This window comes from Arthrobacter sp. Sr33 (genome assembly GCF_054511195.1).
Window position 1 is genome coordinate 26,213 of sequence record NZ_JBTNDD010000010.1, and the last position, 15,008, is coordinate 41,220.

Below are 15,008 nucleotides of genomic sequence, written 5' to 3' on the forward strand. Positions count from 1 at the left end.
GAAGTGGTGTGGTATCAACTTACTAGCTGCTGGGGACCGGCGGGCCGATGACGAGCAGGGCGGCGAAGACCACGGCGATGCCTGCCACTGACACCACGGCGGCGATCAGCGGCTTGCGCAGCACCCAGGCCTGCAGCTGTTCGATTGGGCCGCGCGGGGTGTCAGCTCCGGGAGCGAGCCGCCAGCCGCCGTCGAGCTTCCCGCGGCGTTCCATGGTCTGGTCGAACACGACCGACGCGAGCGGCACCACTGCGGAGAGCAGTCCGAGCAAACCCACCTTGGGTGACCAGCGCTGGTTCACCCAGACGAAGATGGTGACCACCACGAACATGAGGAACACGAAGCCGTGGATCCCGCCCGCCGGCGAGATGAGCGCCTCGGTTGTCTGGGTGACGTATTTGAGGAACATCGCCAGGAGCAGGAAGGCCCAGGTCAGCGCCTCGGCAACGGCGACGGTGCGGAACAGGATGCGGGGGCTCATCGGTTTCTCCAAAGGGGTCGGTCCTTCCAAATTACCGCAGCCCGGCCCGCCGGACCCCACCGGGCTGGCGTTGGACATGTCACACCCGACCGGGCCGCCCGCCAAACTGTCAGGGGGAAATGGTTAGCTGAGAGCGTCCTGATACCGTGAACAGCTCCAAGGTTGCAGCCGCTGGGAGGCACAGTGTTTCTTCTCGACCCGACGGTCCCCGGTGCATTGCCGGACCTGGTTTTTTCGGCCACCGATCTGGTGACTGCCGCCGAATGTGAGTACCGGCTGCTCTCCGTCCTCGACGAGAAGCTGGGCCGCTCCACCAAACCGGAGTTCGACGTCGACGCCATGCTGGAGCGCACCGCCGTCCTGGGTGACGTTCATGAACGCAAGGTCCTTGATGCCCTGGTGGCCGAGCACGGACCGTGGAATCCGGCTGCCGGGACTGGCGTGTACGACGTCGTACCCGCTGCGGGCATGGACCGTGCCCTGCTGGCGGATAAGCATCGGGAGTCGATCATCGCACTCCGGTCCGGGGCCGACGTCGTGTTCCAGGCAGCGTTCTTCGACGGCCAGTTCCACGGCCGGTCCGACTTCCTGGTGAAAACGCCCGACGGCTCTTACGCGGTGTGGGATACCAAGCTGGCCCGTCACGCCAAGGTGAGCGCTCTCCTCCAGCTGGCCGCCTACGGCGACCAGCTGCTCGCGGCGGGTATCCCCACGGCACCCGAGGTCACCCTGGTGCTCGGCAACGGCGCCCACAGTATCCACAGCCTCGCCGACATCCTGCCCGTGTTCCGCGAGCGCCGGGACCGGTTCCTGCGCCTGATCGACCGCCACCGCCGCCAGCCCGAGCCGGTGCGGTGGGGCGGCGCCGACCATACCGCCTGCGGCCGCTGCCCCTACTGCCAGCTGAAAGTCGCCGAGACCCGGGACCTGCTGCTGGTGGGCGGGATGAGTACCACCCGCCGGGCGAATCTCCACGCCGAGGGGATCCACACCATCGATGAACTTGCCGCACTGGAGGTTCCGGCTACTGACAGGAGCCTGCTCCGGCTCCGCGACCAGGCCCGCATGCAAACCGGTACCGCCCACCCCGATGGCAGCGTCGAGTACACCGGCAAGGATGGCCTGCCCACCACGCTGAGTTACCGGGTGCTTCCCGATCACACGCTGGCCACGCTCCCGGCGCCAAGCCAGGGTGACATCTTTTTCGACTTCGAGGGGGACCCGCTCTGGCAGGACGACGCCGGCCGGTGGGGGCTTGAGTATCTGTTCGGCGTGGTCGAGAACCCCGACCGTCCCGGCGACCCTCCCCCGTTCCTGCCGCTCTGGGCCCATTCCCGCAGTGAGGAACGGCACGCTTTCACCGACTTCCTCGACTATGTCGACCGGCGGCGAGCGCAATACCCGGACCTGCACATCTACCACTACGCCTCCTATGAGAAGACGGCGCTGCGCAATCTGTCCCTCGCCCATGTGGTGGGCGAGGACGCGGTGGACGCTCTCCTCCGGGACGGCGTCCTGGTGGACCTCTATGAGACAGTCCGGCACAGCCTGCGCATCTCCGAAAACTCCTACAGCATCAAGAAACTGGAGCCCCTGTATATGGGGGAAAATCTGCGCAGCGGGGATGTCGTGGACGCCGGAGCATCGGTGGTCGCCTACGCGGATTACTGCACCGCCCGCGATGCCGGGGACGAGGCGCTGGCCGCCGAGATCCTCGCGGGCATCCGCGACTACAACGAATACGACTGCCTCTCGACCCTCCGCCTCCGGAACTGGCTGCTGGACCGCGCCGCGGAACGGGGTATCGGACCTGCATCGTCGCGCACCCCGACACCCACCGAGGGGCAGGAACCCAGCCTTGAAGAAGCCCGGCTGCTGGAGTATCTGGCGAACCTTCCGACCACGCACACCCTGACCGCCGATGAGCAGGCCGTCGCGATGGTCGCCGCCGCCGTCGGCTACCACCGGCGCGAGAACAAGCAGTTCTGGTGGGAACATTTCGACCGGCTGGACAGGGCCATCGAGGACTGGCCGGACACCCGCACCCTCTTCGTGGTGCAGGAGGCGAAGGTCCTGTCCGGCTGGGAACGCCCCACCCCCCGCAGCAACCCCGTACGCACCCTGAAGCTGACGGGGCTCGCCACGGACGGTTCCGAGTTTGAACCGGGCAAAAAGGTGTTCAGGATGTTCTCCCCACCGCTCCCGGAGGATCTCGCCCTCGAGGCGGAGGGCGGAACCTCCCAGCGGGCCGGCTGGTTCGGTACCGAAGTGGTGTCCCGCAGCCACGACGGGGACCGGGACGTGCTGGTGGTCCGCGAGAAACTCAGAACGAAGGGTGCCGAGTATGGTGAGCTGCCCATCGCGCTGACCCCCGACCAGCCGGTTGCCACCGCCTCCATCCGAGCGGCACTGTCCGAGCTGGCCCTCCAGGTGGGCTCCGCGCTGCCCGGCCTCCCCCGCAACCCGGGTCTTGAGGTGTTGCGGCGGTCAGCGCCCACCCTGGCCGCGCCAACCCCTTCTGGGCAGTGGTCCCTGCCGGAGGTGGTCGACGGCGATTACATCACCGCCATCACCGCCGCCGTCGCGGCCCTGGACCACTCCTACCTGGCGGTGCAGGGGCCCCCTGGCACCGGTAAAACCTACGTCGGCTCCCATGTGATCGCCGCTTTGGTGGCCCGCGGCTGGAAGGTGGGGGTGGTGGGGCAGTCCCACAAGGTGGTGGAGCACCTGATCCGGCAGGCACTCAAAGCAGGCGTCCCCCCGGGCCGGACGGCCAAGAAGACCAGCGACGCCCAAGCCCCCTGGGGGCACAAGACCGACGAGGGGGTGGCGGAACTACTCGATTCGCCCGGTGGCGCCCTGGTGGGCGGCACCGCCTGGACCATGACAGGAAGCAGGGTGCCGGCAGGTTCACTCGACCTGCTGGTCATCGATGAGGCGGGCCAGTACTCGCTGGCGAACACGCTCGCCGTGTCCCGGGCCGCCACCCGTCTGGTGCTGCTTGGCGATCCCCAGCAACTGCCACAGGTGACCCAGGGCAGCCACCCCGAACCGGTTGACACTTCGGCGCTGGGGTGGCTATCAGCCGGACACGCCACCCTCCCGCCGGAGTTCGGCTACTTCCTGGCCGACAGCTGGCGGATGCACCCCGACCTCTGCGCGGCGGTCTCGCGGCTGTCGTACGACGGGAAACTTGAGGCGGCTCCTGCCGCGACGCAGCGCTCCCTGCAGGGCAAACCGGCGGGGGTGGAATGCGTGCTGATCCGGCACGTCGGCAACACCACTTCCTCACCCGAGGAAGCCGACGAGGTAGTCAACCAGGTCACGGGACATGTGGGGCTGCAGTGGATTGGCGGTCCGGACGCACTACCCCGTCCGTTGGAGCCCCGCGACATCCTGGTGGTGGCGGCCTACAACGCGCAGGTCCAGAAGATTCAGGCTGCCCTGGAGGCAGCCGGACTTGATGGGGTGCGGGTGGGAACCGTCGACCGGTTCCAGGGCCAGGAAGCCCCCGTGGTGATTGTGTCGATGGCCTGCTCCGCTGCCACCGAGGCACCACGAGGGATCGGCTTCCTACTCAATCGCAACCGGATCAACGTTGCAGTGTCCCGCGGACAATGGCGGGCAGTTGTGATCCGTTCCCCCGAACTCACCCACCACTTACCGTCCCGGCCAGAACAGCTGGAGGAGCTGGGAGCTTTTATTGGTTTGTGCAGCACGAGAACGGGTGTCCCGCTGTAGTGGCCCTGCCTCAACCGGGCCCTGCTTGAGCCTGACGCTGCTTTAGCCTGACGCTGCTTTAGCTGGGCGGCGGTGAGCTGATAGTCAGGACCGCTACGGCGCCCTCCCCTGCCCCGCTGTAGGAGTGGTGGTCGTCGCTGCGCCACGAATGAGACTCACCGGCCGTGATCGTGAGTTCCTCGGCGGCGCAGCCCACTCTTGCACTGCCGCGGACCACCAGCAGGTGTTCGACGACCCCGGGGCCGTGCGGGGGTGACACCCGCGAACCGTCCGGCGCAATGGTGAGCCAGTACACTTCGGTGATGCCGCCGTCGTCGTGATGGCGGATGCCCATCAGCCGAGCGCTCACCGCGTCGTCGCTGGCCTCCGCACCAGGTTCCTCACCCAGGAGCACCGCGAGCGGTACATGCAATGGCGCGGCCAGGGCATACAGCGTTTCAAGCGTGGGGTTGCGTTGGCCGGTCTCCAACTCGGACAGCGTTCCCTTGCCGATCCCGGCCTGCGCCGCCAGACCCGTCAGGGAGAGGCCCTGCTCTGAACGTAGCGTCCTGATGGTCCGTCCCACTGCGGTCAGCCGGTCGGGGGTGGATCTAGTGGTCATTGGAGGCCTCCTCCGGCTAGGATAGCAGCGTTCCGTATACAGAACTGGTGTTTTCGGGACGTCTTCGACCCGCCGCACAGATTGCGAGACCACACCCGTGCCGCCTACCGCAACACCCACGCCCCTCCGGGAACCAGTGCTCGCCGGAGTGGTGACCGCACTGGTTGGCTTCACCTCGTCCTTCGCCGTGGTGCTGGCCGGCTTGCGGGCGGCAGGTGCCACCGAGCAGCAGGCCGCGTCGGGTCTCCTCGCGTTGACTGTCATCTTCGGCGCCGGAATGATCCTGCTCTCCACCGTCTATCGGCTTCCGATCACCCTGGCCTGGTCCACCCCGGGCGCCGCACTGCTGGCGGGTGCGGCCTCGTACGACGGCGGGTGGCCCGCCGCCGTCGGCGCGTTTATTGTCACGGGCGCGCTGATCGTCGCCACCGGCGCGGTCCCTGCCCTGGGCCGGTTGATCGGCCGCATTCCGACCGCCTTGGCGCAGGCCATGCTCGCTGGGGTGCTACTCCCGCTGTGCCTGGCGCCGTTCCAGGCGTTGGGAAGCATCCCCCTTCTGGTGCTGCCCTTGATCCTGATCTGGCTGGCGGGAACACGGTTAGCGCCACGATGGGCGGTGCCCCTGACGCTGTTGGGCGCCCTGCTGGTGATCACCGGGTATCTGGTCGTCAACCGAATCACCCTCGACTGGGCTGCCGCGGCACCGACGGTTGAGCTCACCGCCCCAGAATTCAGCATTCAGGCGATGGCCAGCGTCGCTCTGCCGCTGTACATCGTGACGATGGCTTCACAGAATGTGCCGGGAGTGGCGGTTCTTGCTTCCTTTGGATACCGGACACCGTGGCGCGCGTCGATGTTCGTCACCGGCCTCGGCACCGCGGCGGCAGCGCCCTTCGGCGGCCATGCCATGAATCTCGCGGCACTGTCGGCGGCCCTGTCCGCTGGTGAGACGGCCGGGCTCGATCGCAACCGACGGTGGATTGCGGCAGTCAGCGCCGGCTGTTGCTACCTGGTGCTCGCCGGCGCCTCCGCGGCGCTGGTCACGGTGGTCGCCGCAGCACCTCCCGGCCTGATCGAGACGGTGGCCGGGCTGGCGTTGATGGGCACCATGGCGACGGCGCTGGCAGCAGCACTGGCAGAGGTCAGCCAGCGGATGAGCGCCGTCGTGACCTTTCTCGTCGCCGCATCGGGGCTGACCCTGGCAGGGATTGGCGGCGCGTTCTGGGCCCTAATCGCAGGCCTGCTGGTCCGCTGGGTGCTGGAGGCCCGGTCAATCAATCAACCGCGCCCATAGCGTTGCCAGGTCGAACATGGATCCGTCTCGCTCAATCGCATCCTGCAATAAAATGCGGCCGGTTTCGCGTAGGTGAAAATCCATCGCCTCCCCGGCATCCTCCACATTGCCAGCCAAAATTGCCTCGACGATCGGCGTGTGTTCCGCGTACACCCGCTGCAAGTTCCTCGACCCCCTGATCGTCGATGCTCCCACCAGCCGCGTTGCATCTCGTAGGTTCTCTACAATCCGGTGCACATAGGCGCTTCCTGCCAATTCGAGGATTATGCCGTGTAGTCGCTGATCATGATAGATGAAAAGGGGCTCGTCATTAACCTCGGCGGCGGCTCTCATGGCTCGCCACTCTTGTTGAAGTCTCACGTCGCCCTCCGCGCCAGCGGAATAGCGCGCCGCTGCTCGACGTGCCGCTGGAACTTCGAGCGCAATCCTCACCGCAATCATTTCGGCAAGTTCCTGCGGGCCTGGAAACACCACCCGAAACCCCTTGTTGCGCTCAAAACGGACCAGCCCGGTCTCTTCCAAGCGGAGCATCGCTTCACGCACAGGGCTCCGCGAGACTCCAAGGTCTTCTGCAATTTTGTAGACAGAGTACAACTCACCCGGTTGAAGCGTCCCGTTATGGATTGCTTCCCGGACTGATTCAACGGCCCTCTGCGTCAGTGACCTGTTGTTCTCAATGCGTTTCAAGCCGGGGCCGGGAGTGTCCATCTACCGATCATAGGGCAACGTAATACGCGACAGATGGCATGTGATGCACGAATAGCCTGCGCACTTCTGCAGCTCTCATTGATCCAGAAGCGCTGGAATGCCTTGTCTCGGACCTCCTCGTTGTGTAACCTACGTTACTAAGACATGTAACATGCGACACACCACCGAAAGGTCTCAAATGAAATCCCAGCTATCTTCCCTCCAACTGTTCGTAGCAACCGGAGCGATCTCCCTGACTGTACTCACTGGATGTTCCGCGGCGGAATCACCCGCTGAATCCAGTACAGAGCCCGAAAGTGACCGCGCGGTGGCGCAGGTCAATGAAACGGCCGCTGCACTAGTTCCCCAGGACATTGCTGATGCGGGCACCTTGCAGATGGCCACCACAATCGGCATGGCACCGCTGGGGTACCCCGATCAGCAGAGCGGGGAGTTGGTGGGTTTCAACGTTGATCTTATGAACCAGGTTGGCGAGGTGCTCGGGCTGGATGTCGAAGTCCACGGCGTGTCGCTCGATCAGATCATCCCGGGAATGCAAGCTGGCCGATACGACCTCACCGCTAGCAACATGGCGATAACTGATGAGCGGCAAGAAGTACTGGACTTCGTTCAGTACTACTTTGGCGCGAGCTCCCTTGCTTTCCCAAGCGGCAACCCGAAAGACCTGTCTCCCGACAATTTGTGTGGAACCTCGGTCGGAGTGTCCATCGGATCGTTCCAGCAGACGGAGGTAATGCCCGGCCTGTCAGAAGCCTGTGAGGAAGCTGGCTCCGATGCTATAGACATTCAGGAATTCCCTGACCAGCAGAAAGCGATTCTGGCCATGAACAGCGGCCGAATCGACGCAGTCGCTGCAGACAGCGCCATCCTCCACTATGCCGCAGGACAGAACGATCAAGTAGAAGTAGGCGAGAATCTGACCGCGGGGTCGGTACTAGGTATTGGCCTCCCCGAGGGTTCGCCAATGGTGGAAGCAGTCCACGCTGCGGTGAACGATTTGATTGAAACCGGTATCTATCAGGAGACGCTAGAGAGCTACGGAATCGCGGATCTGGGTATTGAGCAGTCAGAAATCAAGAAGTAGCGGTGAGAGAGGTCCAAATGATCGCCCTACCGACAAACTCGGAATCAACATCTGTTCCGCAGGTCATCGCTCGAACAAATGTCGGGCGTCTGATTCTATCCGCTGTCGTCCTCCTAGCAGCGGTCGCCGTCGTTGTTGCGATTCTGGGTAACGAACGGTTCGGATGGCCAGTCATTCTTGATCATCTATTTGCGCCGACCATCATCGCGGGTATCGGCAACACTCTCCTGTTGACCGTGGTGTGCATGATTATCGGGACCCTTTTGGGCGGAGTTTTTGCGCTGATGAGCCTTTCTCCCAGCCCTCCCTTGCGATGGATCGCAAGTACCTTCGTCTGGTTTTTCCGCGGGATTCCACTCTTGGTGCTGTTGCTGTTCTTCTTCAACCTTTCAGCGCTCTTTCCCGAGGTGGTGCTGGGGCTCCCAGGCGCCGACCCCTTCCTGACACTGAATGCAAATCAGATAATCAGCCCGTTCACAGCGGCAGTCCTTGCCCTGTCCCTGCACGAGGCAGCCTACATGTCAGAGATCATCCGAAATGGTATCTCCAGTGTAGATAGGGGGCAACGAGAAGCTGCACAAGCACTCGGAATGAAACCGTCGAAGGTGAATCAACGAATTGTAATCCCTCAGGCAATGCGGATAATCGTTCCACCAACATCGAACCAGGTGATTTCGATGCTGAAGACGACCTCCTTAGTGAGCGTTATTGCCTTGAGCGACCTTCTGTTCTCTGCACAGATTATCTACTCGACCAACTATCAGGTGATACCTCTTCTGGCGGTCGCCACAATTTGGTACCTCTTCATGGTGAGCATCTTGACCATACTGCAGAAAAAGATCGAAAAGGTGCTCAATCGCGGATATGCGAGACGCACCAAAACTCAAACCACCAAAGCCTCGTCGCCGATTCAGCAGGAGCAAAGCCGTGCCTAATTCCGCCGAAACCGAGGTCGTTATCGACATCCAACGCATCACGAAAAGTTTCGGTGACACCGTTGTTCTTAGCGACATCTCCCTGCAAGTTCACCGTGGCGAGGTGGTCTGCATCATTGGCCCCTCTGGATCCGGCAAAAGCACCCTTTTACGGTGTATCAATCATCTTGAGGTGATCGATTCCGGCGAGATCTTCGTCCTGGGTGACTACGTCGGTTACCAGCGCAAGAAGGGCAATATTGAGCAACTGCCCGAAGGCGAAGCATCCAAGCGCCGACGGAAGCTTGGAATGGTGTTCCAACAATTCAACCTGTTTCCCCACATGACTGTGCTGGAGAACATCATCGAATCCCCCATGACCGTAAATGGCGTGAAGAGGAAAGTTGCTGAAGCAACCGCCATGGCCCTCCTGAAGAAGGTTGGGCTCGCCCATAAGGACGCAGCCTACCCGAGCGAATTGTCGGGTGGGCAGCAGCAGAGGGTTGCGATTGCGAGAGCTCTCGCCATGGAGCCCGAGGTCATGCTCTTTGATGAACCAACATCTGCTCTCGATCCTGAACTTGTGGGTGAAGTACTCAACGTTATGGCGGATCTCGCCCACGCTGGCATGACCATGATCGTCGTGACGCATGAGATGCAGTTCGCCAAAGAAGTTTCTGATCGGGTCATGATTATGGATAGTTCCAAAATCATTGAGGAAGGCACACCCGACGAAGTGTTTGAGCAACCAAAAAGCACCAGAGCCCAAGAGTTCCTTGCGCGAGTCTCGGCTCCAGGAAGCAACGAGCGGAACGCCATCTAAACCGAGGCAATCCGCCGAGCTTTACGCCTCTTCACGCAGGTCACCGACGATATGCAGGTCACCTCGACGGTGATTGCGCGCGTCAGCATCGAGAGATGCTGGCTTCACACTTGGCTGGAGCAGCCGAACATCAGCAAGGAGCACACAATGGACGGCAAGCTGGCTGTAATCGGCATGGGGACCATGGGGAGTATGGTCATGTGGCGTTCCTCCCTGTTGACAGGAGGAATCGTTGGCTTCGACAGCGGCTTCCCCGCGTCCGAGAGCACTGCCGTAGGCGGGGACACCCGAATGTTCCGTGTGGCTTATAAAGAAGGGCCACAGTACTCAAGCCTGCTCCAGGAGTCAGAGCGCCTATGGCATGAACTCAACGAGTACACCCAAATCCCAGTGCTCGACCAGCGCTCGGGAGGAGTATCCATTGTTACCGAACACAGTGAGTTTCATCGTTCTCTGTTGGCGAGCGCTGACGCAACTGGCGCGGTCTTCGACCAGCTCTCAAGAGACGACTTTCTACTACGATATGAACAGCACGTCTTGCTGAACAACGACGTAGGTCTAATCGATCCCAGAGCCGGATTCATCCGTTCAGAGCTTGCCGTTCTGACCGCCTTCGAGCAAGCGTTGACCAACGGCGCAGCAGCCAACACTGTTACTCAGATTGACGAGATCATCCCCGTCAATGGGTGCGTTCAGATCCGGTCCGGGAACAGCTCCTGGACGTTCGAGAAGGTAGTCGTCACCTCAGGTGCTTGGTCCCGCAACCTGTTGCCCGCCACTTACATGAAACACCTTGAGCCGCGCAGGATCGCCCTCACCTGGTACGCCTCCCGCAACCCTGAGCAGTTCGCGCCTCACAACTTCCCACCTTTCATGCGTTACTCAGACGGCCTCCACATGTATGGTGCTCCCTCCGTGGATGGCAATACCGTCAAATTGGGCGGAATCATTCCCTCCGAGAAGGTTGCTGATGCAGGCACGATGAACCGCGAGCTCACGATGGAGGAAATTGCACGGTCAAACGAAGCGGTGCGGCAGTTCTTTCCCGGGCTTATCCCATATTGCGTGCGGTCCAGAGCCTACCCAGACCTATATACGGTAGATCAACAGCCACTTATCGGTTGGCTTCCCGATGTGCCTGGAGTGTACGTGGCGACCGGTTTCTCAGGCAAGGGTTTCAAGATGGCATCTGGAGTCGGTGAAGCAGTAGCCCAGGATCTCTTTGGCGCACCGGCCCCCAGCCGCCTCGAGTTTGCCAATCCGACCCGTTTTGCCGAGCAGCCATGGGTTCTCAAGCAATAGGGCTCGTGCGCAGATTCTATATGCCGCGGCCGGGGGTGAGGATTCCGTTTGGATCAAAAAGGGCCTTGATGCTTCTTTGCAGCGCCCTATTCGTCGCGGAAATCTGTCCGTCCAATGCGGAGACCTTGAGGCTGCCCACACCGTGCTCCCCCGTCACCGTTCCTCCGAGGCGTTGGGCTGCCGCTGCTAATTGACTCATGACATGGGCAGCTACCTCGTTGGACTGGACCGAGTCGTCCAGCAGTGAGATTCCGGGATGGAGGTTCCCGTCGCCAGCGTGGGCAAAAGTGGAAATCTGAACACCATTTTCGAGGGCAATGACTTCAATCTCGTCGAAAATGTCCGCTAACCGATCGATGGGGACAGCAATGTCACAGGAAGCGCGAAGCCCTTGGGCGTTGAGAGAGCTACTGACGAACCGCCGGGCCTCAAGAAGGCTATCGCTGTCCGAAACATCCCAGAAGCTGGCTTCCGTCAGCTGCATCCGCAACTTTTCAACCTGTTCCTCTGCATCCGGGCCGATGAATTGCCCGAGTAGAAGCGCCTGGCCTGGCATCGTGGCCATACCTGGATGGTTTCGTTCGACCGCAGCTACGCTATAGGTGTCCAGAAGCTCAAGAACTTCCGGAGCCAGGTTGGTCGACATGACGGAAATGACGGATTCCGCCGCAGCTCTTACTGACCCAAAACCTGCGCGAAACGTTCTCACCATTCCGGTAGGACGCGGCACCAGTCTCAGCCGGGCCGCGGTAATGACTCCCAGGGTACCCTCGGAACCCACCACCAAACCCGTCAGGTTCAATCCGGCTACGTTCTTTCTGGTTGAGGTCCCGGTGTCGATGACTGACCCATCTGCTAGGACCAGTTCCACCGAGGCGACGCTATCGGCCGTTACACCGTACTTAACACACCGCAATCCACCGGCATTGGTTGCGATGTTTCCACCAATAGTCGATATACGGTAACTGGCCGGGTCAGGAGCGTACATCAGGCCACATTGAGCCGCCAGGTCATCGACATCCGAGGTAATCACACCTGCCTGCACTTCAACCATCCTGTTCCCCGGGCTGAACGAGAGAACCCTGTTCATCCCAGCTAGTGAAATCACAATGCCACCCGCATAGGCGACGGCGCCACCAGCTAGCCCGGTTCCGGCGCCGCGCACCGAGACAGGGACGGAGCTTTGGTTCGCCCAGGACAAGGCCACCGATACGTCCCGGGTTGAATCGGCAAGAACGACTGCTATCGGATTCCCCGCTGGACCTGCGACCGATTCATCACGCAGATAGGGGGCCATCTCCTCCCGTTCGAACAGCACTTTGTCCCCCAGACTGCGGCGGAGAATTTCCAGTGAACCAGAATCCAGGGCGTCGGCGGACGCCACACCCAATTCTCCTAACAAGACGCATCCGCGATCTCGGGTAAGACTAATTGGAGGCCTAACTGTTTGGACACAGCTTTAAGGGACTCCTCCTGCTCGCGCCCGTACACCACCTCGGGGACATTCACTGGAACTTGGATAATCTGCGACATCCACTCAATACCCCGGCTCGCGCCCCCTAAGGATTGATCGATGGAACCCTCGCTGGTCAGGTTGGAAGAAAATATTCCAGCGGCAGAACGCGGCAGGAAGTCCTCATAGACAATTGGGTCCGCAGCAATGACCCCCCTATCTATGAGATCCAGGACAGAGGTTTCGGAATTGCTTTGGCCCAGATCCTCGTCGGGGAGCTTATCGGTCACACGGAAGGTGAAGTAGGCGAGATTCTGCTCAAGAAACCCTCGTTCAGTGGCTGGCCACGCCCTGCTCCAAACAGAACGGGCATAGGTCTGCCTCTCCGTAGATGAATCATCTGAACCCTCTCGATCGATCCGCGCCATCAGGTCGTCATACCGATCACGGCCACGCGGTGTGAGGGCCAAGCCACGAGCCTCAACCTCACCGAAGCGGACCCTTAGGTTGCCCTCAAACACCTTGCCATCGCTGCCACGAAAGGCTCTTGGCTCTGCTAGTGCCTTGAAAGAGGTTTGGCGCAGGAGCACATCAGGGCCATCCCATTTGGGTGGCCCCTGTATGTCATCGATCATGTGGATGCCTTCGGCTTCCATAGCGTCGTAAAGTCGATCAATATCCAGAACTCGGGGAGTGAGATGGTTGATATGCGTTGTCGATACCCCGCCGATATCTGCCGCCACGCTGGAGATGGAGTTCAACTTTTGATACCACTCAAAGTCGACTGGGTCATCTGATAGAGCGAACGCCGCTGCTGCTAGATCCAGAAAACGCGTTGCGTCAGCCTCGCCCAGACCTTCCTGTTCAACAGCCTTTTCAGCGTACTGCAAGAGGTCCACGGGAAAGATTTCACGCCTAGCCAAGAAATCGTTCAACTGTTGTTCTGTTGCAACGTCAAAGAAACGACGGTCGTCCGTCACGAGCAGTGAAGTGAAAACACGGAAGGGGTTGAGAGCCAACTGCTCCCGATCCAACGGGCGGAACGCGGTCGACACCACCGGGATGGGCGCAGGCTTGGCGTCTCGGAGGTCATAATATCCAGTCGGATACATACCAAGCGCCGCAAAGACTCGGGATACCTGACGCAATTCAATGGCGGAGCCAACCCTGATAGCACCATGCCGCTCTGCAGTTACACGTGAGATACTGCCGAACCGTTCTGCATCAACATGGTTCTCAGCAATGGTCTTTTCGTTGACGGCTTGCGAAACCTTCACAAGGGCGTTGTACGCGGGAACCTCTTCGCCGTAAAGGTCCGAAAGCCGCTGCGCAAACCGGGCCCTAAGCCGCCAGGTGGGATTCATTGTCATCAGGATCCTCTATTCTTCGTGGACTACTGCATGTAACATGCTACGTGAAAGTTACTAGCCTGCCAATAGGGTTTTAACAGAAGTAGACCCAGGCGGTGTCGTCGTTGACACCGCCTGGGTCAGCCTATATGTTGACTAACATGCTACATGCTGAGCAATCTACGGGGGGTCTAGTTCGTCACGCGCCTGCCCCTGCCCCGCATCGAGGCAATCCTGTGATGGTGGCTGATGACTGATAGAACCGGTTCTCCAAGGGCCGTCTACGCGGATGCGAATGAAGGCAGTATCAGGGCTATGCGCGACGCCGGCCAGTTACAACGGCTGAATGACCTAACGATGTTGGATGTGCATTACGGAACACCCGCCTCGCCATCGAAGTTCCTTTCAGTCGTCGACGATGCTGAAATTGTCATTATCGGTGGTGCTTTGCCTGATCTGGTTCTCCGTCGGGCTCCGAAGCTTGAGCTAGTTTGCTTCGTCGGCCAGGGCGCTGCCAACTTCGTGAATCTGCCCCTGGCCGCAAGCCGAGGGATCAAAATTGCCGTCACACCCGGCTACGGAACAGCAGCGGTTTCCGAGCATGTGTTAGCCCTACTCTTTGGAGTCGCTCGCCGCATTTCTGAGGGAGACCGGCATGTGCGCGAAAATCGCTGGCGCCCGTTTAGCCCCGGAACACAGCTGGCAGGAAAGACGGTTGGAATAATCGGCTACGGTGACATCGGTGCCCACACTGCGTCTCTGCTCAACGCTCTAGGGACACGGGTGCTCGTGTGGACCAGGTCCCCACCTGCCGGGGGCGCACCGGGAGTGCAATTCAAGCCACTGAATGATCTCCTGAAGGAATCGGATGTCGTCAGCCTGCATCTTGAGTTGAACGAGCAGACTAACGGGATGATTACCGGATCGATGCTCGACCTACTGAAAAGGGGTGCCATTCTTATCAACACTGCCCGTGCTGAGTTGATTGAAGAAGGTGCCCTCGAACGGCGGCTAACCGACGGTGTGCTGTCGGCGGGCCTCGACGTATTCATTACCGAACCGCCCCTACAGGACAATCCGCTCCTGAAATTGAATAACGTGGTCCTTAGCCCCCATCAGGGATACCACACCCCCGAAGCCTTCGCCGCAATGCTCGAGATGGTGGTCGATAACGTTCGTGACCATGTCAGCGATTCGCACAGTCACCCAGAGCCATCAGCTTGACCTCAAGACATAGCCCTCACCCGTCCCATCGAAA

The 15,008-nt window shown here is 60.8% G+C and carries 12 protein-coding genes; 7 read left to right on the forward strand and 5 right to left on the reverse strand.

Annotation, left to right across the window (positions count from 1 at the left end; translation table 11 throughout):
- Nucleotides 1-22: 22 nt before the first annotated feature.
- Nucleotides 23-481, reverse strand: a complete 459-nt coding sequence (locus tag ACX80T_RS13340; RefSeq protein ID WP_116778164.1) for a DUF3817 domain-containing protein — start codon at nucleotides 479-481, stop codon at nucleotides 23-25.
- A 183-nt stretch (nucleotides 482-664) separates the two neighbouring features.
- Here ACX80T_RS13340 and ACX80T_RS13345 point away from each other — a divergent pair, with 183 nt between their 5' ends.
- Nucleotides 665-4,222 carry a TM0106 family RecB-like putative nuclease gene (locus ACX80T_RS13345; protein ID WP_459304648.1) on the forward strand — a complete coding sequence of 1,186 codons (3,558 nt, stop codon included), beginning with the start codon at nucleotides 665-667 and terminating at the stop codon, nucleotides 4,220-4,222.
- Between the two features lie 58 nt (nucleotides 4,223-4,280).
- On the opposite strand, the gene ACX80T_RS13350 is transcribed toward ACX80T_RS13345, so the two are convergent.
- Nucleotides 4,281-4,823, reverse strand: a complete 543-nt coding sequence (locus ACX80T_RS13350) for a helix-turn-helix domain-containing protein (protein ID WP_459304649.1) — start codon at nucleotides 4,821-4,823, stop codon at nucleotides 4,281-4,283.
- 97 nt (nucleotides 4,824-4,920) lie between these two features.
- Here ACX80T_RS13350 and ACX80T_RS13355 point away from each other — a divergent pair, with 97 nt between their 5' ends.
- On the forward strand, nucleotides 4,921-6,117 hold the full coding sequence (locus ACX80T_RS13355; RefSeq protein WP_459304650.1) for a benzoate/H(+) symporter BenE family transporter: 1,197 nt from the start codon (nucleotides 4,921-4,923) through the stop codon (nucleotides 6,115-6,117).
- On the opposite strand, the gene ACX80T_RS13360 is transcribed toward ACX80T_RS13355, so the two are convergent.
- Complete coding sequence (locus ACX80T_RS13360; RefSeq protein ID WP_024475717.1) at nucleotides 6,094-6,825, reverse strand: GntR family transcriptional regulator; 732 nt, start codon at nucleotides 6,823-6,825, stop codon at nucleotides 6,094-6,096. The two genes, ACX80T_RS13355 and ACX80T_RS13360, sit on opposite strands and share 24 nt — an antisense overlap.
- Before the next feature lie 376 nt (nucleotides 6,826-7,201).
- Between ACX80T_RS13360 and ACX80T_RS13365 the strand changes: the two genes are divergently transcribed.
- From ACX80T_RS13365 to ACX80T_RS13380, 4 genes are read left to right on the forward strand one after another with little or no spacing between them, the layout of a single operon-like run.
- Nucleotides 7,202-7,909 (forward strand): transporter substrate-binding domain-containing protein, encoded by a 708-nt coding sequence (locus tag ACX80T_RS13365; RefSeq protein WP_459304651.1) that lies wholly within the window; start codon nucleotides 7,202-7,204, stop codon nucleotides 7,907-7,909.
- 17 nt (nucleotides 7,910-7,926) lie between these two features.
- Nucleotides 7,927-8,844 (forward strand): amino acid ABC transporter permease, encoded by a 918-nt coding sequence (locus ACX80T_RS13370; protein WP_024475719.1) that lies wholly within the window; start codon nucleotides 7,927-7,929, stop codon nucleotides 8,842-8,844.
- Nucleotides 8,837-9,646: an amino acid ABC transporter ATP-binding protein gene (locus ACX80T_RS13375; protein WP_024475720.1), complete on the forward strand. Its 810-nt coding sequence runs from the start codon at nucleotides 8,837-8,839 to the stop codon at nucleotides 9,644-9,646. Before ACX80T_RS13370 ends, ACX80T_RS13375 begins: the two co-directional genes overlap by 8 nt.
- 51 nt (nucleotides 9,647-9,697) lie before the next feature.
- Nucleotides 9,698-10,948: an FAD-dependent oxidoreductase gene (locus ACX80T_RS13380; RefSeq protein WP_084442788.1), complete on the forward strand. Its 1,251-nt coding sequence runs from the start codon at nucleotides 9,698-9,700 to the stop codon at nucleotides 10,946-10,948.
- A gap of 16 nt (nucleotides 10,949-10,964) precedes the next feature.
- Here the strand turns inward: ACX80T_RS13380 and ACX80T_RS13385 are convergent, their stop codons facing one another.
- Together ACX80T_RS13385 and hglS are read right to left on the reverse strand one after the other, a co-directional pair.
- On the reverse strand, nucleotides 10,965-12,332 hold the full coding sequence (locus ACX80T_RS13385) for an FAD-binding oxidoreductase (RefSeq protein WP_024475722.1): 1,368 nt from the start codon (nucleotides 12,330-12,332) through the stop codon (nucleotides 10,965-10,967).
- Between the two features lie 11 nt (nucleotides 12,333-12,343).
- Entirely contained in the window at nucleotides 12,344-13,771 is a 1,428-nt protein-coding gene (hglS, locus tag ACX80T_RS13390; RefSeq protein ID WP_024475723.1) for a 2-oxoadipate dioxygenase/decarboxylase, read from the reverse strand.
- A 228-nt stretch (nucleotides 13,772-13,999) separates the two neighbouring features.
- On the opposite strand from hglS, the gene ACX80T_RS13395 reads away from it, so the two are divergent.
- Nucleotides 14,000-14,974: a 2-hydroxyacid dehydrogenase gene (locus ACX80T_RS13395; RefSeq protein WP_035747706.1), complete on the forward strand. Its 975-nt coding sequence runs from the start codon at nucleotides 14,000-14,002 to the stop codon at nucleotides 14,972-14,974.
- The last annotated feature ends 34 nt before the right edge of the window (nucleotides 14,975-15,008 follow it).

Bases quoted from the DNA above. Each gene is read 5' to 3' on its own strand.
- ACX80T_RS13340 (WP_116778164.1), bottom strand. From the start codon at position 481: ATGAGCCCCCGCATCCTGTTCCGCACCGTCGCCGTTGCCGAGGCGCTG.
- ACX80T_RS13380 (WP_084442788.1), top strand. From the start codon at position 9,698: ATGCAGGTCACCTCGACGGTGATTGCGCGCGTCAGCATCGAGAGATGC.
- ACX80T_RS13365 (WP_459304651.1), top strand. From the start codon at position 7,202: ATGGCCACCACAATCGGCATGGCACCGCTGGGGTACCCCGATCAGCAG.
- ACX80T_RS13370 (WP_024475719.1), top strand. From the start codon at position 7,927: ATGATCGCCCTACCGACAAACTCGGAATCAACATCTGTTCCGCAGGTC.
- ACX80T_RS13360 (WP_024475717.1), bottom strand. From the start codon at position 6,825: ATGGACACTCCCGGCCCCGGCTTGAAACGCATTGAGAACAACAGGTCA.
- hglS (WP_024475723.1), bottom strand. From the start codon at position 13,771: ATGACAATGAATCCCACCTGGCGGCTTAGGGCCCGGTTTGCGCAGCGG.
- ACX80T_RS13350 (WP_459304649.1), bottom strand. From the start codon at position 4,823: ATGACCACTAGATCCACCCCCGACCGGCTGACCGCAGTGGGACGGACC.
- ACX80T_RS13395 (WP_035747706.1), top strand. From the start codon at position 14,000: ATGACTGATAGAACCGGTTCTCCAAGGGCCGTCTACGCGGATGCGAAT.